25 protein-coding genes are annotated in these 23962 nt (G+C 67.4%); 18 read left to right on the top strand and 7 right to left on the bottom strand.

The window, feature by feature from the left end; translation table 11 throughout:
• Positions 1 to 15: 15 nt before the first annotated feature.
• Complete coding sequence (locus tag NBRGI_RS08520) at positions 16 to 303, top strand: hypothetical protein (RefSeq protein ID WP_148310743.1); 288 nt, start codon at positions 16 to 18, stop codon at positions 301 to 303.
• Positions 304 to 375: 72 nt separating this feature from the next.
• On the opposite strand, the gene NBRGI_RS08515 is transcribed toward NBRGI_RS08520, so the two are convergent.
• From NBRGI_RS08515 to NBRGI_RS08500, 3 genes are all read right to left on the bottom strand, one after another.
• Positions 376 to 1359, bottom strand: coding sequence for a hypothetical protein (locus NBRGI_RS08515; protein WP_029894268.1), 984 nt, complete (start codon positions 1357 to 1359; stop codon positions 376 to 378).
• 474 nt (positions 1360 to 1833) lie between these two features.
• On the bottom strand, positions 1834 to 2352 hold the full coding sequence (locus NBRGI_RS48075) for a calcium-binding protein (protein WP_029894266.1): 519 nt from the start codon (positions 2350 to 2352) through the stop codon (positions 1834 to 1836).
• Positions 2353 to 2588: 236 nt separating this feature from the next.
• Complete coding sequence (locus NBRGI_RS08500; RefSeq protein WP_148310740.1) at positions 2589 to 2825, bottom strand: hypothetical protein; 237 nt, start codon at positions 2823 to 2825, stop codon at positions 2589 to 2591.
• Positions 2826 to 2986: 161 nt separating this feature from the next.
• On the opposite strand from NBRGI_RS08500, the gene NBRGI_RS08495 reads away from it, so the two are divergent.
• The 17 genes from NBRGI_RS08495 (at position 2987) to NBRGI_RS08415 (ending at position 20797) form a co-directional block, all read left to right on the top strand.
• The gene (locus NBRGI_RS08495; RefSeq protein ID WP_029894262.1) at positions 2987 to 3280 is read left to right on the top strand and encodes a hypothetical protein; all 294 of its coding nucleotides are present in this window, start codon (positions 2987 to 2989) and stop codon (positions 3278 to 3280) included.
• Positions 3281 to 3523: 243 nt separating this feature from the next.
• The gene (locus NBRGI_RS08490; protein WP_148310739.1) at positions 3524 to 4342 is read left to right on the top strand and encodes a hypothetical protein; all 819 of its coding nucleotides are present in this window, start codon (positions 3524 to 3526) and stop codon (positions 4340 to 4342) included.
• A gap of 31 nt (positions 4343 to 4373) precedes the next feature.
• Positions 4374 to 4520, top strand: a complete 147-nt coding sequence (locus NBRGI_RS48070) for a hypothetical protein (protein WP_158439819.1) — start codon at positions 4374 to 4376, stop codon at positions 4518 to 4520.
• Positions 4521 to 4569: 49 nt separating this feature from the next.
• Positions 4570 to 5688: a hypothetical protein gene (locus NBRGI_RS08480; protein WP_029894259.1), complete on the top strand. Its 1119-nt coding sequence runs from the start codon at positions 4570 to 4572 to the stop codon at positions 5686 to 5688.
• Between the two features lie 30 nt (positions 5689 to 5718).
• Positions 5719 to 6108 carry a hypothetical protein gene (locus NBRGI_RS08475; RefSeq protein WP_029894258.1) on the top strand — a complete coding sequence of 130 codons (390 nt, stop codon included), beginning with the start codon at positions 5719 to 5721 and terminating at the stop codon, positions 6106 to 6108.
• 3 nt (positions 6109 to 6111) lie between these two features.
• Complete coding sequence (locus tag NBRGI_RS48065) at positions 6112 to 6273, top strand: hypothetical protein (protein WP_158439817.1); 162 nt, start codon at positions 6112 to 6114, stop codon at positions 6271 to 6273.
• A gap of 45 nt (positions 6274 to 6318) precedes the next feature.
• Positions 6319 to 7749, top strand: coding sequence for a hypothetical protein (locus NBRGI_RS08465; protein WP_029894256.1), 1431 nt, complete (start codon positions 6319 to 6321; stop codon positions 7747 to 7749).
• Positions 7750 to 7781: 32 nt separating this feature from the next.
• On the top strand, positions 7782 to 10517 hold the full coding sequence (locus tag NBRGI_RS08460; RefSeq protein ID WP_029894254.1) for a hypothetical protein: 2736 nt from the start codon (positions 7782 to 7784) through the stop codon (positions 10515 to 10517).
• Entirely contained in the window at positions 10514 to 11014 is a 501-nt protein-coding gene (locus NBRGI_RS08455; protein ID WP_051727581.1) for a hypothetical protein, read from the top strand. Before NBRGI_RS08460 ends, NBRGI_RS08455 begins: the two co-directional genes overlap by 4 nt.
• A gap of 37 nt (positions 11015 to 11051) precedes the next feature.
• Complete coding sequence (locus tag NBRGI_RS08450; protein WP_148310737.1) at positions 11052 to 11435, top strand: hypothetical protein; 384 nt, start codon at positions 11052 to 11054, stop codon at positions 11433 to 11435.
• Entirely contained in the window at positions 11432 to 13081 is a 1650-nt protein-coding gene (locus NBRGI_RS08445) for a hypothetical protein (protein WP_148310736.1), read from the top strand. Before NBRGI_RS08450 ends, NBRGI_RS08445 begins: the two co-directional genes overlap by 4 nt.
• Positions 13081 to 13422: a hypothetical protein gene (locus tag NBRGI_RS08440; protein ID WP_029894246.1), complete on the top strand. Its 342-nt coding sequence runs from the start codon at positions 13081 to 13083 to the stop codon at positions 13420 to 13422. The genes NBRGI_RS08445 and NBRGI_RS08440 overlap by 1 nt, the downstream gene beginning before the upstream one ends.
• Before the next feature lie 15 nt (positions 13423 to 13437).
• A complete protein-coding gene (locus NBRGI_RS08435; protein ID WP_029894244.1) occupies positions 13438 to 13836 on the top strand; it encodes a hypothetical protein in 399 nt (132 codons plus the stop codon).
• Positions 13833 to 15149, top strand: a complete 1317-nt coding sequence (locus NBRGI_RS08430) for a baseplate J/gp47 family protein (RefSeq protein ID WP_029894242.1) — start codon at positions 13833 to 13835, stop codon at positions 15147 to 15149. Before NBRGI_RS08435 ends, NBRGI_RS08430 begins: the two co-directional genes overlap by 4 nt.
• Entirely contained in the window at positions 15146 to 19090 is a 3945-nt protein-coding gene (locus NBRGI_RS08425; RefSeq protein WP_029894240.1) for a LamG-like jellyroll fold domain-containing protein, read from the top strand. Before NBRGI_RS08430 ends, NBRGI_RS08425 begins: the two co-directional genes overlap by 4 nt.
• A gap of 3 nt (positions 19091 to 19093) precedes the next feature.
• A complete protein-coding gene (locus NBRGI_RS08420) occupies positions 19094 to 19681 on the top strand; it encodes a hypothetical protein (RefSeq protein WP_029894238.1) in 588 nt (195 codons plus the stop codon).
• A gap of 36 nt (positions 19682 to 19717) precedes the next feature.
• The gene (locus tag NBRGI_RS08415) at positions 19718 to 20797 is read left to right on the top strand and encodes a hypothetical protein (RefSeq protein ID WP_029894237.1); all 1080 of its coding nucleotides are present in this window, start codon (positions 19718 to 19720) and stop codon (positions 20795 to 20797) included.
• Between the two features lie 82 nt (positions 20798 to 20879).
• Here NBRGI_RS08415 and NBRGI_RS08410 read toward each other — a convergent pair whose 3' ends face one another.
• The 4 genes from NBRGI_RS08410 to NBRGI_RS08395 all read right to left on the bottom strand — a co-directional run bounded on the left by NBRGI_RS08410 (position 20880) and on the right by NBRGI_RS08395 (position 23776).
• Positions 20880 to 21404: a metallophosphoesterase family protein gene (locus NBRGI_RS08410; protein WP_036558027.1), complete on the bottom strand. Its 525-nt coding sequence runs from the start codon at positions 21402 to 21404 to the stop codon at positions 20880 to 20882.
• Between the two features lie 178 nt (positions 21405 to 21582).
• Positions 21583 to 22809 carry an FAD-dependent monooxygenase gene (locus NBRGI_RS08405; protein ID WP_051727580.1) on the bottom strand — a complete coding sequence of 409 codons (1227 nt, stop codon included), beginning with the start codon at positions 22807 to 22809 and terminating at the stop codon, positions 21583 to 21585.
• A gap of 76 nt (positions 22810 to 22885) precedes the next feature.
• A complete protein-coding gene (locus tag NBRGI_RS48060) occupies positions 22886 to 23053 on the bottom strand; it encodes a hypothetical protein (protein WP_158439815.1) in 168 nt (55 codons plus the stop codon).
• A gap of 132 nt (positions 23054 to 23185) precedes the next feature.
• Positions 23186 to 23776, bottom strand: coding sequence for a TetR/AcrR family transcriptional regulator (locus NBRGI_RS08395; protein WP_029894231.1), 591 nt, complete (start codon positions 23774 to 23776; stop codon positions 23186 to 23188).
• Positions 23777 to 23962: the final 186 nt, after the last annotated feature.

Below are 23962 nucleotides of genomic sequence, written 5' to 3'. Positions count from 1 at the left end.
CTCATGGCGCAGGGCATGCCCACCATGATGGCTCGGGTGCTGACCTGCCTCTCCACCGCAGACGCGGGCGGCTCCACCGTGTCCGAATTCATCGCGCGGCTCCGGGCCACCCCGGCCTCGATCCCGAAGGCGATCGGGTCCCTCGAAAGCGAGGGCCCGGTCCGCCGTGAGCGCGACGAACGCCGCCGCGAGCGCTACTTCGTCGATGACGACGTCTGGTATCGGTCGGGCCGCGAGGTTCTGTACCCGAAACCCGAAACGAGCTCGACCGGCGCTGCCGAGTCGATTCCAGATCGTGAATAGCGGTGCGGGTCGGTGAGATAAGCAAAGCAACGGCGCGAGGAAGCATCCGTGCGCCGGGCTCCGCGGAAAGGGCTACACCCAGGGCGCGAGCGGATACCACGGGATGATGTCGCGCATGGCGAGCAAGCGCACGTCCCAGTAGAGGAAGGTGAAGACGCCAACGGTGAGCAGGGCGGTGGCACTGAGGATGCTGACGCGGCGTGGGTCGGCTTGGAACCAGCGTTGCAGGCGTCCACCGGCAAGGACGGTCAGCACGAGTAGGACGGCGAGGATGACGATGTTGCCGAGGGACTGCAGGACGAAGGCGCTCGCTGCGTAGAGGATGTTGCCCTCTTCGGCGGCGTCGCGAAACAGCTTGCGGAACAAGGGGAACGGGCGTCCGATGAGAAAGGCGCCGATCAGGCCGCCGAAGACGACCAATGGTGCGTTCGGGAAGCGGGCGGCAATGCGGGCGAACGGGTCGCGCACCAGGCCGAGGACGGCGAGCCCGAGATAGGTCATGATCACGCCGATCACGCCGAACACCACCATGGACTGGATCAGCCGCGGCGACAGTTCGCCGGGCCGGCTCGGCGCGGTGTCGAATTGCGGCATGCCGGTCCCGAAGATGCCGACCACGACACCGTAGGCGGCGGACACGGCGACCATGCCGACGGCCAGCCACAGCAGCGGCCGCAGCACCGCCTGCACGCGGTTCCACCAGCCGCCCGCGCTGCCCGCCAGCGGTGCCACCGCGCCGAAGACGGCGATATTGCACGCGGTGAACGTGCCGGCCAGACCGGAGACGAACGCGAACACGATACCGGCGCCGATGCTGGTGATCGCGGCTTCCTTGGCGTCGTGGCCGAGTAGCCCGTCGGCCACCGTGCCGCCGATCGTGGTGTCCACGAACGGCGCCGACCACGCCACGGTCAGCAGGAACCCGGCGAGCACGCCGAGCAGTAGGACCAGGCCACGCCGTCGCGGCGGATATCCGTTGACGAACACACTGGTTGCCGCGGAGCGGCCGGGCGTGGGGGAATCTACTGCGGTGGAGGGGGATTCGAGCTGTGCCATCGGGCTCTCCTATCAGCCACTCATCGGCAGTGAAACGCCGACGTTCCCCATTGTCGGATATCCTCGGCGCCAATTCTGCTGATTCGCAAGATGATCATCGACCTCGTCGCGGCCCGCGCCGGGCTGTGCACCGTGATCCACAGTTCCTCCAGCGCAGTGACTTTCGTCCGCATGGCACGCGCACGGTGCGCCGATTCTGCGGCGGTGCCGGAGCGATGGAGCGCCGGGTTGAAACCCGCCTACCGGAAACCTCGTCCAAACATCAACGCCGCCAACCGCCTTCATCGATCACTTCGAGACGGGCCGTAGCCGAAGTGGGCGGGCCGGCAAAAGCGTGTGCGCCTGTGCGAGATCGGCGAGTAGCACGGCGCCGATCACCTGCCGGAGTGTGCCTCGATCGACAAGCTGGCTGAGGGCGGCGAGTTTCGTTCGGCCGGGGCGGACTCTTATGGTTGGCGATACAGCTGTACGGCCTCAGCTTTCGCAGCTCAGAGATTCGTTTTCACCGATGCAGGTGTCGAAGTTGTTTCCGCCGATGACCGTGTCGAAGCCGCCGGCGCCGTCGAGGATGTCGTTGCCGTTGCCACCGCGCAGGGTGTCGTCTCCGGCTCCGCCGGTGATGTTGTCGGCTCCGACGTTGCCGCTGATCTCACCGGGCCGGTTGGTCACGTTGAGGAAAGTGTCGTTTCCGAGACCGAGTTCGGCGTGAATGGTGGTGGCCCCGCGGCAGCGGACCTTGAAGTCGTTGATCCGCTCGCAACCGGAGTCGCTGCCGATGAAGATGGTGGCCGCCCTACTGGTGACGGTGAGCCCGTCGGATTCGGCACCGATCTCGATGTCATCAGCGAAATCGCTTCCGGACATGCGTAATTCGGCGCCGTTCAAGCGCACGCCGACGGTAGTGGCGGCGTGCGCAGGTGCGGCCAGGGTGACGGCGGCGGCCATGCCGAGCGCGGCCAGGAGCGTGCGTGCGGCAATGTGATGTCGGCTCATCGAGATTCCTTCCGATGCGTGGAAGTCGTGGTGACAGTGCTACCGATGTAAAGAGTGCGTAGCTACCCGCAAGTCGAGTGATGACGGGAATGCTGTGTTATATACGGGTACGGGCGCTGCGTTATCGAAGGGCGGATCTGCAGCGTCACGGCCCCGGTATTCAGGCTGGCCCGGGCGGCTGAGTCACCGCGTTGATCCGCTCACGGAGGGCGTCCAGCTTCTGCTGTGCGCGGGTGTCACCGGCTCCCGCGCGCTGTCCAAGACTCGGTGGCTTTGCGGTACCAGTGCTCGGCCTTGTCGAGGTCATCGCGCTGCTCGAGCAGCGTCGCGAGCGCGTTCATCGCGTAATCGCCTGCGCTGCGTGCGCCTTCGCGGAAGAGGTGTTCGGTTTCGGCGCAATTTCCTTCGGTCTCCAGCAAGAACCCGAGATCGACCAATGCGTCGACCAGGCCACGGCAGGCCGCACGACGCAACCAGCTTGCGCCTTCAGCGCCCTCTCCGCGTGTACGCAGCAGGTTTCCAGGCGCGTCATCGCATCGACATCACCGGCCACGACTTCGTGGGACTGGGCTATGGGACCGCCCTGGTGCCGTATGCGACAGCGCAAGCAGGCCAACGCCTACGCTGAACCGCCGTGCATCATGTCGTGCTCGATGGCCCGTTTCTGTCGGTGATTCGTGCCGCTGCTGCGGCGAACCGTTCGTTGGCGCAGCATCTGCGGGTGGTCGCGCAGGCGTCGGACGCTGTTGCGGTACAGACGATCTGGCTCGACAGCGCGGAGCGCGAGATCCGGGCGCGGATGCTGGCCCGTGGCGCCGAGCGCGACATCTCCAAGCTCGCAGACTGGGAAACGTATCGAGAAGATGTGCTCGACAGCGGAATACGCGAGATCGCTCATCGTGTCGTGGACATCGTCATCGCCAACTGATCGGCGAGAGACTCGCAGGCTTCGGCATCAGGTTCGGCTTATGCCGTAGAGCACGAACGCGCTGATCGGCGTCAGCTGCTCACCCGATACCTCCGGTCCACCAGCCAGACCGCCCGGTTCGTTGGTTGAACCGGCGCCTTCCTTCCTGGATCGCCCGCCAGCAGTATCGGTCACATCGAACCGGCGCTGCCGACGGCGAACTCCGGTTCGCGCAGCGGTGTCTACGGAATTGGGAGGTGATGCGTGGGTAATCCAGCCGACACTATTCTGCTTCGCCTCGCGAACGGGGCGGGTCTTCGGGACGTCGTTTTCCCGGCGAGCGATACGGGACGTACCCGGATCAGAACCCTGTTCGGCGCGGTTTATCAGTTGCCGTACGCGGTGATTCATGACATCATGGCGGTCGATGTGGCGGCTCCGGAATGTGCTCGCCCGATGTTTCCGGTCGTGCGGCGCACCGGCAATTGGACCCAGACCATGCCCGGCCACAGCCGCACCGATGTCGATATCACCGGCAGTGACGGCGCGGCACCGCGATGGATCGATATCGTCGCGGATCTTTCCGTCACGCTGGTGCTCGCGATCGACCCCGGCGAACTCGCGTCGTTCCGGATCAGCGATATCGGCGATTTCACCACACTCGAGGAGTTCGCGGCGAAGTTCCGCTATCTGGACCTGGACGCGTTCATGCGAGAAAACCGCCTGACCACGGTCGACGACTTGCGTCGCGCGTTCCACCACCTGCTGGCCGAGGCGAAACTGGCGCCGAAGCCGCCGTTCGACCCGACCGATCCCGCGAGTTCGCGGCGGCTGCCGCTGCGCGTCGGCGTCCTCATCCGCGACAGCCTCGACCTGACCGCGGCTCTGCGCGACGTTCGCCAGATGGCGGCGGCACACGGACCCGTGGTGGATGAGCGCCACGACCGGGATTTCGCCGAGATCGCCGCGGCTATCGCCCCGCTCGTGGTCTTCCCCGCGGAAGCCGTCACGGGCAGCGGATTCACGAAGGAACAGATCACCGCTTTTTTCGCGAGTCAGCAGGTGCTCGCCGTCTTCGTCTGATGTCTTCGCCGACCGACACCAAGGAGCAGAAATGACCGACAAGCGAACCCGGGCGGCAGCCACGGACGATACGCCGACCGAACCGCCACCCACCGAGCCGGACTCGCGAATCACTCTGTCGCGCGAGGAAATCGAGGCCTACCGCGAAAAGCTGCGGACCAGATACCACGAGCCGTGACGTTTCCGCGGCACCGAATCCCTTCACCACCAACTAGGAGAAGTTCTCCATGGCACTTCACTATGTGCGGGTCTTCCCCGCATTCGACAGTTTCGCACCGACGGTCCGGCCGACCGGAAACATGGTCGTGATCGGCGACGCCACGGCGGGTACCGCGAACGCCCCCGTCGAGATCACCTCGCCGGCCGAGGCGATCAAGCAGTTCAGCGCGAACGCCACGGCCCCATCGGCCCTGACGAAGTCGCTCATCACGGCGATGGCCCAGGATCCGAGCCCGAGTCGCCTGTGGGGGATCAAACAGGGCACGGTCGCCGACGCGCTCACGGCCGCCGAAGCACTCGACGTGCAGTTCGTCGTGCTCGCCAACACGCCGCTGACCGCAGCCTCCGCCCAGGCGGGTGGCGCCGTCACCGCGCTGCGTGACCACGTGGTCACCACCTCCGCGGCCGGCGACGGCAAGGAACGGATGGGTGTCGCGATGCTGACGAAGGGCGTAGCGGACGCGGCGCTGGTGACGGGCGCGCTCGTCTCCGACCGCATGGTCTACGTGGCGCACCAGAGCGACCAGGACGCCGCGAGCGCGGTGGCGGGCACCATCGCGGGCTACCCGCCCTACACCTCGATGATTCTCAAACAGGTTGCCATCAACAATGTTCCGTTCACCGCCGCACAGATCGACGCGATCAACGGCGGCGAGGACGAGACGAACCCGGCGGTTCCGTCCGGGATCGCCGGCAAAGGCGTTGTCTGGCTGACCTCGCCGGTGCTGCTGCCCGGCGGCGGCACCTACCTCGGCGAGGGGTACACCGGCAATCCCGGCAAGCTGAAGTTCATCGACGTGCAGCGCACTCTCGACGACGTCACCTTCCGCCTCAAGGCCCGGCTGATCGGCTCCATCGGCAATCTGCGGATCAGCCGTTCGGGCTTGCGGGCGTTGATCGTTCAGATGGAGGCGGTGCTGAACCCATTGGTGGCGGGCGGGGTATTGGAGGGCTACAAGCTCACCGTTCCGGTGTTGAACCTGCTCGACGCCGATCCGGACACGTTGACCCCGGCCCAGGTGCAGGCCGTGCACGACGCGCACACCAACCGGGTCGCACAGGTGCTCGCCAGCGTCGAGTACGCGGGCGCGATGCACCGCATCCACATCAACCTGAAATTCAACTAGCGGCCGATCCGCGGATCCGAGGACAGAGCAATGGCCAATTGGAATACCCGACTCGAAGTTCGCCTTGGCAGCACGGTGATCAGCCCGATCTCCCAGTTCACGCCGACCTTCAACGTGCCGCACACGGTGGTACACAGCGTCGAAGCCGACAACCTCGGCTACGTCAGGCAACCCCAGACCTTCACCTTCACCATGACCGTGCAGGCCTTCGCCGCGGTCGTCGCCGAACTGACTCAGCTTGCGTTGACCGGCAAGGAGTTCGAGATCGTGGTGGCCGAAAAGACCGGCACCGATTGGTCTTTCAAGGCATTGAAGTTCGGCAGGTGCATCATCACCTCGGCCAACCCGAGCAATGTCGTCATCGACGGGGTCCCGCAGGCCACCTTCACCTGCATGTGCCTGCAGCCAGGGATCGAGTAGGCCGTGTCCGCCGAACCCGCCGAGTGGGCGGCCGAGCAGGACGAGCCTGTCTACCGCTTTCCGGTCGAGGTGGAGGTCGTCGGCGAGTTGGGCGAGCAGCACCTGCGTCAGGTGGCGAAATACGTGTTCGACCAACTGCATACGACGCTGCGCAACCGCGGCTGAGCATCGACCAGCTGTCCGGGTCCACGAAAGAAGGGAGGAAACGCCATGCCGACGAATCGGCAGACAACGAACGCGCGGCAGCGAAATCCGTTGCCCACCAAGGGCCGCACCGGCGGCCGGATCGAGATCCCGGTCAAGGTGCGGATAGTCGGCACTCCTTCCGGCGCAGACCTGGACAAGCTGACCGAATCCGTCGCCACCGCGGTGGACAAGCAGTTGCGGGCCGCGGCGTCGAGTCGTGCGGACGGGGCTACCGCCGGTGCGCGCGCCACCCGGCCTGCCGCGCTGTCGCCGATCAACGATCCGAAGTTCGCGCCGCCGAGTGCCGATCGGATGCGAAAGTTGCTGCCGGACATCGTCGCCCACGAGTCCGACGAACGACGCCGCCAGGATGCGGGCAGGCTCGCGCCACCGCTGAGCGACAGGGCGATAGATGAACACGCGGACTGGCTCGTTGCGGACAAACTCCGCGAAGAAGGACCCGACACCGTGGTGAACACAAATCCGCGCTACCGGTGGCGGCCGCTGGCCGAGGTGATGCGGCGGGTGGCCGCGCACGCCGAGGCCGATCCGGTGACCTATTCGGCGACGGTCGACGCGGTGGGACAGCTGTATGTCCTCTCGCCGGGGCTCAAAGGTGCCGTCGATGCCGCGATCGACAAGAAGCAACTGCTCGAGGCGGGTTTGGCCGCCGACGACATCGCCGAACTCGACCGGATCTTCACCTCGACCGGCCTCGCCCCGACGGGTATCCCGCTGCGGGACCACTACATTCAGGACGAGACCGGTCGCGGCCTGCACGTGCGGGACAAGACGGACAGTGAGATCGAAGACCTCGAACTGCGGATCGCCGCCCAGCGCCGCGCGGCCGTTCGCGCACAGGCAGAAGAACTGCTGTGGGGGCTGCTGCTCGCGCTCGGTGGCGCTCGACGAGGCAGCGCCTCGGAGCGTCTGGTCACCCCACGACGCCCGGACGGTCCCGCTCGGATCTACACCCCGCGCGCCGGCGAGATCAAGGATGAGCACCCGCCGTTCGCGGGCCTGCTGCCGGGGCCGCCGATCCCACCGGGCGAAGTGGCCACATATCGCGGCTTCCAGCGCGAGTTGGCGGTCGCGAAGCTCACGGGCGGACGGCTGGCCCGCAGTGGGTACATAGACAAGAAGGGAACGCCCAAGGACTTGAAGCTGCGGTTCAATCGCAGCAATGGACAGTCGGGCGCGGTCGATGTCGACGTCATCGGGCCCAACGGGGAGTTGATCCTGGTCGGCGGCCGGGCCAAGGGTGCGAACGACGACGGTGCGGCGATCATGCGGATAGCCGACCTCAAACTGGCCGCCGCCGAGCGCGGCGTCGCCGCATTCGCCTACTTCACGCGCGACACGCCAAAGCAGGTGCTCGACAAGGCGATCAAGCATCTGGGGCCGAACAACGTCGTCCTGTTCGACGATCCGATCTATCGCGAGCCGCCGCAATGAGCCCCGATTCGCCTACCCCACAAGCGATCCCGATGACCTTCACCGGACCGCTCACGCTGGAGAACCAGCGTGCTGTGCAGGCCGCGATCAGTCGCGGTGTGCGCGAGGGCGAACAACGCTTCCGGCGATCGCAGGCGCCTCGCGACGCCTCAGCGCAAGGCGCTGCGCACACGGTGTTCCGGCAGGAACTGATCGTCGGCGACGACATCGTTCGGGTCGGACCGGCCCAGATCAGCCCGGTTCTCGGTCTCAGCAGAACAGTTCCGCTGTGGGTCAAGGCGGGCGGCTACCTCGAGATCGAGACCGGCAGCCCGGTCCGCGCGGTCTACTGGGGTCGATACCTCTTCGGCGAGCGTGGCTTCGTCGTACTCAGCAAACCAAGCGAGCCGGGGCGCCTGCTGGTTCGCGCGCTCACCACCGCGTTGCACGCCAGGGATTTCGGCAATTTCGCGCCCGCGGTGAGCCGTGAGCCCGGCAGCGGCGCCCGCGCGGTGACCGCGCCGGCGTACGGCGCGACCTTCGTCACCGATCCGGCGAACAACCCGCTGCTCATCTCGACAGCCGAGGGTATCCGGCTCTACCGCAGCAATATCGCCGCGACACCGTCGGCTTGGGCCGGTGACAATATCGAACGCTGGCTCGCCGATCCCGCCGACCAGGGTGTGTTGGACGTGTCGACGGCCCGGAAAGTCGTGCAACAGCTCACGTTCGACAATCCGGACGACCTGAGCGTCGCGCGTTTCCTGGTCGCCCTGGATCGCTCGATCTTCGCGACGATGAGCGTGTGGGAGCGTCGCCGCTACCTGCTCGCCCTGATGAACGTCGCCGAAGACGTCGGCACGGGCATCGACACCGAGCAACTCCACGCGGCGATGGTCGAATTGCTGGCCTCGTGTGAATCCAAGTCGGAGTTGGACGCGCTGCTCGCACCGCTCGCCGCCGACGGCAAGCTGCTGAAGTTGTTCAGCCAGTTCGACAAACCGACGTTCCGTTTGCTGCTCGCGGTCGGCGCGCACCTCGGCAGCGCTGCGCTCGAACCCACGCAGCTGCTGGATATCGTTGTCTACCAACTGAAGCATCCGCTGTCGATGCTCGACATCGGCGAGTTCATCGGCACCGCGTACGACTGGCTGCGCAGCACCGTCAGTGGGCTCGCCGACCTGCCGCTGCTGCCGGTCGAACTCGGTGAGAGCGTGCCGAAGCTCTTCGAGCTCTACGTGCTGGTGTCCAAAGCGCTCGGCGTCATGCCGATTCCGATTCCCTTCCTCCCGCCCGTGCCGCAGCCGCCCGACCCGGTGGCGATGGCGCAGTTGCGCGCGCTGCTGGCCGGTGCGGGTTCGACCGGGCGCATGGCGATGGCCGGCCTGCAACATATCGAAGGGCTCGCTGGCGTCGGCGGCGCCGTCACCAGCGCGTTGATGCGCCGGGTGCTGCGCACGGTACTGCTGGAGATCCTCGCGGCCTTCGTGACCGGTCTACCGGAAGCCCGGGCGGCCAAGATCGCGGAAAGAGTTGCCGCACAAGCCCGATTGTTCGAGGCGCTGGCGAGCGCCGTGAAACTGGCCGATGCGGGTGCGGTCGGCCGACTGATGTGGCTGCTGCCCGAGTCCTTTGCCGACGACGTTGCGTTGCTGTTGCGCAAGGCGCCGCCTCGGTCGAGAAGACTGTCGCGGTTCATGGTGACCCCGGACGCCGAGCGATCAGGTGAACGGGTGGTGTCCGCGCTGCGGATCGCCGAGGTGGTCGAACAATCCGTGGGTCCCGCGACCGGCCTGGCCGGGGAAGTGGTCGCCGGTGTGCACCGCGTGCTCGAACTGGTCGGCAGGGCGCCGAACTGGACGGGGGAGACGGTGCGCGCGCTGCTGAAAGGCATGGCGGGCTCCGAGATGTCGACGCTGCTGCGGATCGCGGGTCGGCTGTCCGAACAGCAACTGCGCGAACTCGGGCCGGTGGCGTTCACCAGGGTGGCGCGCGCCCGCGGCACGCTGGAATTCGTGGTGGATGCGGGCGCCCACGCGCTCGCACCGACGGCACGCGAATTCGGCTCGACCACCGCGCGATACGAGCACTTCCTCGGCCGCGTCACCGAAGCACGGAAAACACTCGGACCACAGCAGTATCACGAACTGCTGATGAAACTCGCGACGGGCGATCCGGTCGACTTCGCGGACGGCGAATGGTTGTCGAAGGCCGTCGCCGCTGCCGAGCGCGGATTGCGGACGAACCCGCGCCAGACCGTCGAGGCGACCGCCTTGGGCAAGCTCGGAACCGCAAGTACCAGAGAGAGTTTCCGCAACGCGGTGCAGCGGGAATTGAACAGGAAGCCGGGCCATCCGCTGCGCTTCCTGCTCGACGAGCACGGTGAGCTCCATCCCCGATCCGGCGGTTTCGAGTACTGGTTCGAACATCCCGAACAGACCGAAGCCTGGCATATGACCAGCGCGAAGTCGCTCACCGAGGCGGGTACCGATCGGTTCGCTGTGTCGTCCACTTACGTGAATCGGCTCGATGCCGGCGGGATCGAACATCCGAGTATCGGCGGGTTCATGAGTTCGACCCGCGCGTTGGAAATCGGCGGCATACCCGTCGAGGTCCGGACGTCCCTCGACTGGGTTTCGAAGGGCTTGCTCGATCCGGATGTGCTCGCTCACGCGCGGTGGGTCGAATTCCGCACGGCCGGTGCGGAAATCGTCAGCACCCCGGTGACGAGCGCCGAACAAGTCACCGAATCGCTACTCCGACAATCGTGGAAGGAGCCGGGCAAATGACGGCACAACCGGTCTTGATCGGCCCGGTCCCACTGCTGTACGTCCAGAGCATCTCGATGACCGAGGGCTATCAGATCCAGCGCATCGCCGACAGCAGGTTCTCCCAGGCGATCGCGCCGACCCGGAAGGCGATCGCCATCGAGGCGATGCTGCTGGGCCCGGATCGCCTGATCGCGAAGAAGCAATTGGAGACGCTGGCGCTCACCTCACGCCTGCTCGTCGCGGCGACCGCCCGGTTGCTCGCGGTGACGGGCATCCCGGTGGTGTGCGGCCTGACCATCAGCCTCGATATGCAGATCACCGATCTGCGCTTCACCCAGAGCGTGCAGAAGCGCGACGCGATCGACGTCGCGATCAGCCTCGAACATGTTCCGCGCAGCAGCAAGACGGCGCTGGCGGGTGAGATCGCCGATCTCGCCCTCGCCGCGGGGTCGGCCCTGTTCGCCGGCCCCGCCGCCCCGGCCGCGGTGCCCGCCGTCCCCTCGGTGCCGCTGTGAACGGCCGCACCACGAATCTCTCTGTGAGGCAACAGCTATGAGTCCAGTGCTGAAGTATCCGTACCTGCGGCTGCCGATCGACGCCGATCGCGGGTTTCCGCAGGCCGTGCGGATCTCGCTCGGCGAGCGCAGTTACGTGCTCTCGCTCTATGTCAATGTGACCGACGAGGATCTGCTCGCCCGGACTGTGCCACTGGAGCTGCCGCAGGACGGCGCGTTCCTCGTGCTGGAGGTGTCCACCGAGGAGCCGGAGGGCACTCGAATCCTCTTCCGGCGCAAGCTGGTTCCCCATCTCGAATACGAGGCCCACGAATTGGCCATGGTGTTCACCGAATTGGCCGTGCATCCGCTGAATCTGAACGGATCCGGCGCGTACCACTCGTCCGTGGTGGGGGGTGTGGCGCTGCGATGGGCTTCGTGATCTGGTATCGACTCGAGTTCCGCACCGACGTCGGCGGGCCCGGCTTTCTGCGGCTGTCCAACGATGTGCTGCACGGCGACCTGTTGCTCGACGCCGCGGTACACACCAGGGCCACCCTCGGACCGCACCCGTCGACCTTCGAAATCACCCTGTGGGACCTGCCGTTGGACAACGCCAAGAGCTTGGCCGAACAGTCGCGTGCCCGCGCGGGTTCGGCGCGGCCGCTACTCGTCGACATCCAACTCGGCTACTTCGACCAGCCGTCGACCCAGCAAGCGTCGGTGATGGTCGGCGCGATCACCGAGATCGCCACCGAGGTCGCCGCCGACGGCAGCCTGCTGACTCGGCTCAAGGGCATGGAGCGGGCCGGGTATCTGCTACGGCGGGAACGCTTTCCGTACGACAAGCCCGGCGAGTCCAGTTTCGCCCAGATATTCGCCGCCATCGAAGCGCAGACGACCGTGCCGGTCCAGCACAGCGGAGTCACCGGCACCGACTCGGATCTCACGATCTCGGCGGGCACCGCGCTCGGCGTGCTCGGGCAAATCGCGGTCCGGGCGGGAACGCCGCTCGCCGTCCGCGCGGGGGAGGCGGTGCTCGGCACCGCGACGGCCGCCGCGCCGCCGGTCCGATTCCGCGCGGCGGACAATATCGTCAGCAAGCGCCGCTGGGACAGCGGGTCGCCCGACCTACAAGCCGCGCCCGGCTCGACCACCCGATTCGAACTGACGGTGCTGGGTGACCCGGTCCTGCAGATCGGCGCGAAGGTCGACCTGGAGGACAGCGGCTCCGGCGACCTGCGGGTAGAGGCAGTGCAGCACGTTTTCAGCCTGCGCGGCGGGTACACCTGCGAGGTCACCGTGCTCGGCGCGAACGATGCCAAGCGACCGGAGGCGGTCGAGGGCGCACACGCGGTGGCCGACGGGTTCCACTCGATGACGCGTGCGCTGCTGGCCGATCACCCAGCCGTCGACGTCGGCAACGTCGCCTCCTACAACAAGGCCGGTGCGGGCGACAACGGCGGGCACCGCGCGACGCTCGACTACGGACAACGCCGTGCGGCCTCCAGTGTCGACGATCCGGTGGACAACACCCTCCAGCTGCACGACAAGCCGGTCGCATCGGTATTCGCCTGGGACCGAACCGGATTGATGGTTCCGGTGTATCCGGGCATGCGAGCACTGCTGCTACACAACGGCGGTGAGGTGAACGACGCGATCGCCGCCGGGTTCGTGTGGTCGCGAAACGCGAATCACGAACCGCCGGAGAACGAACCGGGCGACTACTGGCTCTGCCTGCCGACCGAGGTAACGGACGGACGGCCGACCGGCAAGGGCGTCAACGACCTCACTGATGCGGGTGGCCATCGCGTTGTCCAGGCGGTGGGACTCGATATCCAGGTCGGTACGGACGTGCTGCCCGAGGTCGGCACCCGGCCGCCGCCGCCGACAGGAGAGGCGCTGGTCATCAGGCACGGAACGGGCACGACGATCACCGTCGCCGAGGACGGTTCGGTGGACATCACCACCGACGACAAGGATGTGCGGCTCGGCAACGGCAAGGCCTCGATCGCGATCAGCGGCGGCGAGATCACCCTGACCGCGGACAGCATCAAGCTCGCGGCCGCCGCGGTGGAGGTGGGGTGATGGCGAAAGTGCTGGTCACCACCGCGCAACTGCGCTGCGGTGCGGCGCCGCCGCATCAGCCGCTCTCGATGAGTTCGAGCGCCATCCTCACTGTGCGCGGCGTTCGGGTGCTGCTCGAATCGGACTACCGAAACGCCACGTTGGACTGCAAGGTCCCGGTGGAGGCCGGCGGGCCGTGCAAGCAATTGCTCTCGTTCACCGCGGGCCTTTCGACGGTGCTGAAGGTCAACGGCGCGGCCGTAGTGCTCGCCACCGCTGCCGCGCCGACCGACGCGAGCGCGGCCAACGGCGGCAAGTTCACCGTTGTCGACCCTGGCCAGGCAATCCTCGATGCGAAGTAGGGGGAGCGACCATCCATGACAACAGCGAACAGCCTCGGAATCCGTTTCGACGAAGGCGATCTCGTGCTGAGCCGAGGCGGCATCGAGCTCGTTTCCGGCCTGCCCAATCTGACCCAGGCCTTACGGATACGCGTACTGACACCGCTCGGCGAGGACCGCTACGACATCGGTTACGGCTTCGACTACGGCGCCGTGTTCACCGCACCGGCGAATGCGCACGAAATGCGAGATCTGCTGCGGCTGAACATTGTCCGGACCATCGGCACGGACCCTCGGGTGCAGGAGATCCGGGACATCCAGGTCATCGATCCGAAATCGGACGCGCACCACCGGCAGTGGGTCGTCGTCGTCTCGATCACCACCAGCGACGGCACTCCCGCGGTGCTGCGGGCAAATATAGGAGCGCAGGCATGACGCAATACGGCGTGACAGCAGACGGGTTCGTGCTCAAGGGGCTCGCCGAGATACTGGCATCCGCCCGGCAACGCGCGGTGGACGTCTTCGGCCCCGATGTCGACCTGTCCGGCACCAGTGTGCTGACCAAGCTGCTGCAGGCGACCTCCGACGAGGACGCCATGCTGTGGCAGCGGCTGGAGGACGTCTATTACAGCCAATTCGCCTCCACCGCGTCCGGTGCCGACCTGGACCTGCTCGGCCGGGACATCGGGCTCGATCGCGACTATCTGTTCGCGCAGGGTCCGGCGCAGCTGACGATCACCGGCGCGGAGCCGGGCCGGCGTTATGTGCTGCCGGAAGGCACTGTGCTGCTGGACAATCTGCCCGCGCCGTACACGAATACCTTCTACACGACGGCGCCGGTGACGCTCACCGGCCAGGCCCCGAGCGCGACGGTACTGGTTCGCGCGTTCGAGGCGGGCGCGCAGGCGAACATCGGCCCGGAACAGCTCGTCGAGGTCGAACGCGACTATCTCCGCACCCAACTGCACTTCCCGGCCACCGTTTCGGTCGCCGCGAGCAACCGGTCCACCTTCACCGGCGGCGACGAGACCGAGGACGACACCGCCTATCGGGCAAGGCAACTCGGCTTCCCGCGGGACATGTGGACGTTGCAGAGCGTGCGCGCGGCGGTGCTCCGGGTGCGCGGTGCGCTGGACGTGCTGCTCTCGGACACCCTCGGCGGCGCCGACGTCACCAAGAGCATCTTTCACGAATTCAACTTCGGCGAACGCACTTTCAGCGGCGAGCGCAAATTCGGCGAGCCCTACTTCTTCGATGTGGTCGTCGCGCACGAGTTCGCGCGGCCGTGGCGCAGCACCGGCTCGGTCACGGGCATCTACGAGCAGGTCAAGGCGCAGGTGGACCGGGTACGGCCGGTCGGCATCTACCCGAACATCATCGAGGCCAACCATATCGAGGTCGGCCTGCGCGCCACCGTCATCATCGATCCGGGCCAGGACCCGAACTCGCTGCGCGCTGCGGTACTCGACCGGCTCTCGCGCAGCCTCGGCATCCTGCGGCTCGGCAGCGATGTGCTGTTCTCCCAGGTGATGAGCCTGCTGGTGGATCAGCCCGGCGTGCTCGACGTCCGAGATCTGCGGCTGCGCCGCTACCCCTCGACGCTCGGGCGAATCACCTTCGGAGCGGAGCTTTTCCAGGCCGAGCCGATCGAGGTCGGCTTCGGCGAGAACCTCGTCCTCGGGCCGACCGAGATCGCGCAGTTCCGGCAGGACAGCCGGCTCATCGACATTCAGATGGAGGCCCGATGACGCGCTATCGCGCCGCCGTTCACCGGATGGCAGGCACCCTCACCACACCGTTCGCGGCCGGCGCGGACCGCGTCGACCTCGCGTACACCAGCGGCGAACCGTCACAGAACGCGACCTTCGAAGCCTACGACTTCCGTGAGCACGTGGCCCGGTTCGATACCACGCCGCGGACCAGGTACATCGTCGCGGCGCGGCAGGATCTGACCACCGACATCACCATGACGGTGCGCTATCAGGCCGGCGGCTCGGCGCAGAAGAGCGTGGTGTTCGTCATTGCGGCGGGCACGATGGCAGGCACCTCGGTGCTGGTTCCGCTCGGGGCCGACGCCGCAACCGCGGTGCTGAAAAGCGTTTCGGTGCGCGCACCGCAGGGCGAGCCCGGCGTCCAGGTTCGCGGGGTCTTCCAATTCACGGCGCTGCTGGGAGATCTCGCCGCGCTGCTGTGGGTGCTCGGCGGTGAACGCGATCACCTGAGCGCGCACCTGAATCGGGTGCGTACTCAGCACGCGGTGGCCGACGCCGCCGGGTTCTCGCTCGATCTGATCGGCTCGGACCTGGGTATCCCGCGGTTTCCGCCGCGGCCCTACGGCTTCGTCCCGGACACGATCGCGCTCTATCACCTCGAGGACAAGGCCGACACCGCGACGGTGGCGGACGCGATGGCGCTGCACACCGGCGTCGGCCACCCGGGTACCCGGTCCGGTGCCACACCGCGGGTGGACGGCAGATACGGCTTCGGCATGGGCTTCCGGTACGGCCAGGCCGAGGTCACCGTGGCCGATCACGCCGATTTCGCGCTGCCTGCCACCGCGAGTTTCACCGCCGAATGCTTCGTGCGGCCGGCACCGGGGGGCTGGCAGGGGGCGATGTTGTCCAAGCACACCGACATGATCGATCCGGCCCAGCCGGGCTGGGGCCTGCACATCGGGCACTTTCGCGGACTCGACCGCAATCCGCGGTTCCTGCTGTCCGACGGGACGACGAAAGTCGAGCTCTACGCCGACATTTCGCTCGACACCGATCGGTTCCACCATGTCGCCGCCGTGCTCGACCGTGGTCGCGGGGTGGCCCGGCTGTTCGTCGACGGCGTCCTGGCCGCGAGTGCGACAACGAATATCGGTGCGCTGAGCAATGGTTCGCCGCTGCGCATCGGCTTCGCCGACCTGACCGGCGGCGGGTTCAGCAGCGGTTTCTACGGCACTCTGGACGAGGTCCGGATCTCGCGCGTCCCGATCGCGTCGTTCGCCCACGTGCTCGGCGAAGACGACGACAGTTACCGCAAACGGCTGGCGTTGTTCCGGCGGTGGAACCTGCCGACCCCGGCGAATATCGCGGACGCGCTCAACGACATCGTCGGCGAGATCAACGACGTCGCGCGCCCGATCACCGTGTCGGACGCGTTCGTTCGCACACCCGTCGGCACCCACACGGTCACCGTCCGGCCCACCGCGCTGCGCCCCGGCGAATCGATCGACGCCCGCGGGCGCAGGCAGAGCGCCGAAGCCGAGGTGTGCGGCACGGTCGACGAAGACCTGTTCGATCCGCAGTGGCTCGTCCGGTTCGACAATCCGAACGTCGCGTTCCCCGCCGGTGACCGGCGGATGCGGATCACCACCGCGCGCCGCTTCCAAGCGCTGCTCGACCTGCTCGGTATCGAGATCTATCAGCGGCTGTCGGTGACCGCCGGATACGACTCGGCCGCAACCGATCTGCGGGCCACCGGACGCGCGCTCGTGCTGCGCCACCCGACCGAACCCGCGGGCCGGATCGCCGCGCTCGCGCACCGAGCCGGATTCGACTGGGTGCGCTATCGGGCGGCGAGCGGCGACGTGTACGTCTCGATCGCCGACACTGCGGTCATGACGATCCGAGGTTCGGGCTATTGGTTCGGCAAGGATCTCGGCGTCGGCAATCCCGCGACCGAACTCTCGGTGTACCCGGAACCGCCGGCGGACAGCATCTTTCGCTGGTCGCTGCTGGAGGCCGGGCCGGGCCGGGCCGAACTCGTCGGCTCGATTACCGACAAGAAGATCGAGGTGCGGGCGCTGCAACCCGGCGAAGTCACCGTGAAGCTGGAGGTACGCCGCGGCGGCAAGGGCTTCTCGACCACCCGGCGGTTCACCATCGGCCCGCAGGGCCTGGCGGCGGGCACGTCGATCGGCGCGGACGGTACGCTCGGTGTCGCCGAGTCCGTCGCGGGCACCGCCGAGGACGGCGCGTACTCGCCGAACGACCTTGTCACCGTTACCGATCCGCTGCTCCAGGTCACGGTGCCCGGCTCGAACCGCATGCAGGCCGACGTAGCGCTGCGGCTCGGACGACTGCTCGTCACCGGCGCCCTGAACACCTACGATCGCCCACCCCAGGTTCGCATCGTCTCCGGCTGGGACCCGAACGGCACCGGACTCGACCGGGTCGGCCGGGCACTGACACTGGCCCCCGCCGACCCGGCGCTGAGCCTGGCGGCGCTGGGGCGCAACGCCTACAGCGCCGGGTTCGACTACGTGTTCAACACCGGCACGGTGATCCGCGTCGCGCAGCGCGCCGGCGAACATCTCGCCGTCGCCGGGCCGGCGGAGGTGGACGAGGGCAGTGTGGCCTCGATCGCCGTGCCGCGGCACGAGAGCCCGGTCGGCGCGGTGCTGGCGGGCACCGTACTGTGCACGGCGAATACCGGCAGCTCGACGGTGTCGTTCATGGACAGCACGACTGGCACGCTGCTCGGCGGCACGGACGTGGGGGCGGCGCCGATCGCCATCGCGGCGAGTCCGGACGGCAAGACCGTCTATACGGCGAGCTCGACCGCGCGGACGGTCACCGCGGTCTCGGTGGAGAACATGGCGGTGACGGCCACCATGCCCGCACTGCCGGAGGCGCCGCTCGCCATTGCCTGCCATCCCACCAAACCGCTGTTGGTGGTGCTGGTCGCGACCAAGGTCGTCGTGCTCGACGCGAGCACCTCGGCCATCGTCAACCAGTGGCCGGTGCCCAACGGCGGCGCGAAGTTGCTGGCGCTCGATCCGACCGGCACCACCGCGTGGGTGGCCTGCGCGGACAAGGCATTACGCGCCGTCGCGGTCGGCACCGGCGCATGGGTGCAGGCGCCGGCGCTCCCTGGCCTGCCGCGGGCGCTGGCGGTGAGCCGAACCAGCGTCTACGTCACCACCTCCGCCGAGTACACGCTGTGTGTGCTCGACGCCGCCACCCGCACGGTGACCGGCACGTTCACCGATATCGATCTGATCCCGTCGCGCCTGCACGTCGACGAGACGGCGGGCGTGCTCTATCTGGGGGCGTGGTACGCCAGACAGGTCCAACGCCGGACGCTCGCGGGCGTCGCCGAATACGGCAATTCCGTTCGGGTGCCCGGTGTTCCGGTGGCGATGGTGCCGGCCGGTGCGGCGGTGCTCACCGTGGTGCTCGGGGAAATCGGCCGCGGGGAGTCCGACGCCGTGGCGGTGCTGCGGCCGGATCGGTGGCGTACGGTCACCGCGTTGTGGCCGGTGGCCGCGGCGGCGGCGATACCGCCGGATCGGCCGCTGTCCTGGTCGGTGCGGCCGTCCGACGAGGCCGCCGCCCATCTCGACGGCTCCACCGGCGCGCTGGCGCGGCTGAGCGCCGAGCGCGCGGGCGTCGTACAGGTCCGGGTTCGAGCCGGCGCCGCCGGCAATCCGCCGTACACGGTTCGGATCGGACTCGACCAGCGCCTGCTCGACGGCGAGGCGGCGGGCCGTCCGGTGGTGCTCCGGCGGGATCAGTACGAGCGAATCATGAACGTGGTCAACGAATTACACCCGATCGGCGTGGAATTCGAGACCCGGGTGATTCGCGAGCACGTACCCGAGTTGAAGGCCGGGCAGCTGGAGATCTTCCCCGCCTACACCTACCCCACCTACCGCCTGCGCGGGCAGCAGTTCGCGCGGCCGACTCGAAAGGACTGAACCATGGGTCTGTTCACCCGCACCTTCACCCACCGGAAGTGGGTCGATGCCGTCGATCGCGTCACCGCGGGGGGCGACAACGGTTTCAACGTCAGGTTCCAAGCGCTCGAGGTCGACCTCGACGCCATCGGCGCCGCGCTCGAGTCGCTCGCGTCCGGGCTGCCGAAGGAACGCACGATCAACCTGGCGCCTCAGCTGACCCAGTCCGGGGTCGACGGCTGGGCGCACGCGCTCGGCAGTGCGAGCAAGGCCCCGCAGAAGGGTGGCGCCTACGGCGTGATGGCGGTGGCCTTGCCGACCACCGGCACCATCAAGAAATTCCGGGTACTCGGCGCCAATACCGGCAACGGCTCACTGCAGCTGGAGCTGTTCCGGCAGGAGCTCGGTGGCGCGAATCGTGTTGCGGTAGCGCAGATCACCGGAGTGCGCACCGATCCGGGCCGGACCTTCGATCTGTCGATCGGCCCGGCCACCGGCACCGAGGGACTCGACCAGGCCTACGCCTACTTCATCTCCGCTCGCTTGGACGGCGCCGCACCGAGTGACGCCGTCTCGATCACCGGTTTCCAGATCGTCTGCGTAACCGGTTGACCCTCCGGCGAAAGCCATCCGAGAAAAGAGGAAACAATGCCGAATTCCAATCCCAAGGGCAGACTCGTCGTGCCTTACATGTCGGGCGATCGAGGGTCGGGCCGTCCGCTGCCACAGGGCACCGTGATCTGGGTGAGCCCGAACATTCGCCTGCTCACCTACGAAGCGTCGGAACCGTTCATGGACCCCGCGTACTGGGACAGCTCGGAGGCGGGTGTCTTCGACGGCAAGGTCTACGTCGACGAACCGTACTACCTGCTGGTGCGTGTGTTCAATCGCGGCGACTTCGCAGCCGATCCGGCAGGCCCGCAGGTGCCCCTGCGCCAAATCCGCATGGAGGGCTGGGTTTCCAACTTCGCGGCCGGCGCCATCGGTCCGGTCTCGCTCATCCGGACCAGCCCGAATCCGGAGCACGGCAGTCCGGCGTTCGAGGGTTACAACGGCGGCACAGTCCAGCCGGGACAGTCGATTGTGGTGCGGAGCAACGGATTCTGGAAGCCGCAGCCCGGCGACATCGAGAGTTACAACGACGGTCATGTGTGCGTCGGGGTCAATGTCTTCTCCGAAGGCGGCACCATCGGCGGCGGCAGCGTCGAGGTTCAGGTCCAGGACACCTACGCGACCTACGAGCCCGACGGTAAGCGACTCTCGGACCCGCCGACGAGCGACCGGCTCGATCTGCTCGGCGACACCCACCACGGGCAGCTGAACCTCATGATCACCCCGAAACCGCTGCGCCAGACCCTGGTCCGCAAGGTTCTGGTCGAGGTTCCGGCGTACGACCGCTGCCCGCTCGAAGCGGAGGTCGCACTACGGGCGGTCGAACTGGATCCGGGCTCCGAACAACTGGCCAGGATCGCCGCCGACGCCGGGCTTTCGCAGCACCACTGCCCGACCGACCCGCTGGACAACGTCGGCATCGACGACTGCGGCGACCCCAGCCACGAGGTCGGAATATATCTGAAGCCGGGCGAGCGCAAGTGGCTCACCATCACGGTCGAGCCGGGGGAGAACGAAAAGGTCGGTGACATCTACGCTTTCGATATCATCACGACCGAGGAGTCGAATGACAAGGTGTACGGGGCGGCCCGGATGTACGTGGTGGTGACCGCGTAATCGAATCGACTGCGGCGGCCGGTCACCGGCGTAGGAAGCGGACGGCTGCCGCGGCCGGCGGGACCATATCGGTCCCGCCGCCTCATCCGTTGTCGACGGGACCATCCGAGCTGTTCGTGATCGGTTGCAGGACAACCGAATCCAACCGGCCCGCGTGGATGCGTGCGGTCAGGTAGGTGTGCTGCGGTTGTCTGCGCCGGTCCGTCGGTGAGCCCGGGTTGAGCAGCCGGCATCCGGTCGCGGTGACGCTGTCCCACGGAATGTGGCTGTGCCCGAACACCAGCAGATCGGTGTTCGGGAATTCCCGCGCGCAGCGTTGCTCGCGCCCTTTCGCCGGCCCGGTCTCGTGCACGACCGCCAGCCGCAGCCCAGCCAACTCGGCACGGGCGATCAGGGGCAGCCTGGCCTGCAACTGTGCGCCGTCGTTGTTGCCGTATACCGCAATCAGGCGCCTGCAACGCGCCTCGAGTCGATCCAGCAACGCGACCTCGGTCCAGTCGCCCGCGTGCACGACCACGTCGGCTGCGGCCACCTCACGCCAGATCAGGTCCGGCAGATCACGGGCGCGCTTGGGGACGTGCGTGTCGGAGATGATGAGCAGCCGCATGGTGTCCGGTGTATCACCCGCAAACGTGCCGGACGGGGTAACCGTCGATCACGGCGTGGCGGCCGCGGGTGGGACGACGCCGACGTACTCCGCGATGCGGCCGTCGTCGAATCGGGAATACATTGCGGCGTGGCCTCGCCGCGTGTCCCGGCGGAGTTGCCGAACCGGCCCGCGCGTATCAGCTGCTGGCGTTCGGCACGGTCGCCGTCGTGTCCGATGCCCCGGCGTCGTAAGTCCCCAGCGTGGATTCCGGAGTCCAGGAGTAGATCTCGCTCATCGAGCGTAGATACACCGCGCGCGGGGTCGACCACACGAGACCGTTGCGGAGGGCGACCTGCACCGGATTGCGCCACTGCGCGACCCGTCCCCAGGCGGCCGAGGCGCGCGCCAGTCGCTGCGTTCGTCCGCGCCGTGCCAAGTCGTAGCCGGCCGCCAGGGATTGCGCCGTGGGCAGCAGGGCGGCGAGCTGACCGAGTGTCGCGGCGTCCTCCAGTGCCTGCGCCACGCCCTGTCCGAAATCGGGGGTGATCGCGTGCGCCGCGTCACCGAGCAGGACCACCCGTTTGCGCGTGTACGTGGGCAGTGGCGCCTCCAAAGAGTAGATGTCTCGTCGCAGTAGCGATTCCGGTGGTGTGGCGGCGAGCAGCCGGGGGATGGGATCGTGCCAGTCGCGGAAAAGTCGCGCGATCGTGTCGATGCCTGTCTCGGCGTAGCCGTTCGGGGGCGCCGACAGCGCGGCGTACCAGGACACCTGCCCGCCGGTGAGCGTCATGAAGCCGAATCGCTGCCCGCGGCCCCAACTCTCGATCAACGCACGGCTCGTGTCGATACCGGCCGCGGCGTCGGCGGGTACGACGCCCTGCCAGGTGAGGTAGCCCGCGTAGGCCATTCCCGCGTGGTGGGGAAACAGGCGTGCCCGGGTCGGACTGTAGCGGCCGTCCGCCGCGACAACGAGTTCGGCGCTGCGCGCGCCGGTTTCACCGTCCGGGCGCAGGAATGTCGCGGTACCGGTGCTGGGATCTACGGCTGTGACCTGATGTCCGGTGCACAGCTCGGTCTGCCGCAGTGCCTCGACGAGCCAGGCGTGCAGGTCTGCTTGGCACAGCGCATATTCCGGGACACCGAATCGGCGGCGCACCTCGCGCACGTCCCCGTGCATAAGCCACCGCCCGGATGCGGTCCGGATACCGGTGGCTCCCTGCGCTGCGTCCAGTGTCTGAAGCCGGTCGGACAGTCCTAAACAGCACAGTGCGCGAACCGCGTTGGGCGCCAGCATCAGTCCCGCACCGACCGTACGGAAGTCGTCGGCCTGTTCCAGCACGGTCACCTGCCAACCGGCGCGTGCCAAGCCGAGCGCGGCGCCCAATCCGCCGATGCCGCCGCCGATTACGATTGCGGTGTTCATGCTGCCCTCTCCCGTGCTCTCGCGATGCGTTGATACTGGGCGAATTCGGTGCTGCGTCGGGCTCGGCGAAACAAGGTCACGAGTGGTCGCGGAGCACTGCCAGGACGTCAGCCCGGTCGGCGAGCGGCCGTCCCGCCAGGTCGGGCACCGTCACGTCGACGCCGTCGCGGCGCGACCGCTGGGTGACCTCGTCGTAGTGGGCCGGTTGCCGCCAGGCACCGTGCGGGATGATCAAGGGGCGCATGCTCTTCGTTCTACTTGTGGCTGCGTAATTTCTCCGTCAGTTTCAGGTCTGCCGATATTGGTCGCCCGATCAGGAGGAAATTGTGGCGGCATCGGCCGAGAAGCCCCCGCCACCATTTCCCCCACACCTTTGTCACCGGTCGGTGAACAGTTCCTTCAGGTGGTGATCGATGGCGGCGAGGACCTGCTGTGGTGTGACGACATCCAGTTCGAGCAGCGGGGTGAAGCCGGTGAGGACGAGCAGCCGATCGGTTTCGATGATCGGGTCGCGGTCGCCGGCGATCTCGCCGTCGGTGATCGCGCGCCGGACGAGCTGTTCCACGAGATCACGCCCCTGGCGCAGGCCCGCGCGGGCGCGGGCGTGAACGGCCGGGTCGTGCAGTGCTACCAGCACGTAAGCCGCGTGCAGGCGGCTGGTCGCCCGGGCTTCGGGGTGCAGCGGAAGCATCTCGGTCAGCAGCACCCGCAGCGCCTCGCGTGGGTGTGGGTCCGTACCGAGGGCCTGTCGCACGCGCAGCCCGGTCTGCTCGCCGGCGAAGTCCACGGCGAAACTCAGCATTGCTTCGCGAGTGGCGAAGTAGTGCTGCAGCTGGCCCAGCGACATATCCGCCGCCTGGGCGACCTCGCGCATGCTCAGCCGGAAGACGCCGCGCTCATCCACCACACGCCACAGCGCGCGGGCGATCAGCGCCCGCCGTTCGTCGTGATCCACCTGTTTCGGCACGCCTACCCCTTTGCAATACAGCTGACATAATACGGTTGCCTTCGAGTGCAGCGCGTCAGGAGGCGGCGGCGTGCCGGACTCGCGTCGAGGTTCGAGCGGGCGGAAACGGCCGAGCCGTGGCTGCGGGCAGGTGGTCAACCCAGGCGTTATTATCAGCGCTGGCGCGGTGCGGCCCGGGCGGGCGGT

The organism is Nocardia brasiliensis IFM 10847 (assembly GCF_000710915.1).
GTDB classification, from domain to species: domain Bacteria; phylum Actinomycetota; class Actinomycetes; order Mycobacteriales; family Mycobacteriaceae; genus Nocardia; species Nocardia brasiliensis_A.
This window is presented reverse-complemented; position numbering and strand designations above follow the sequence as displayed.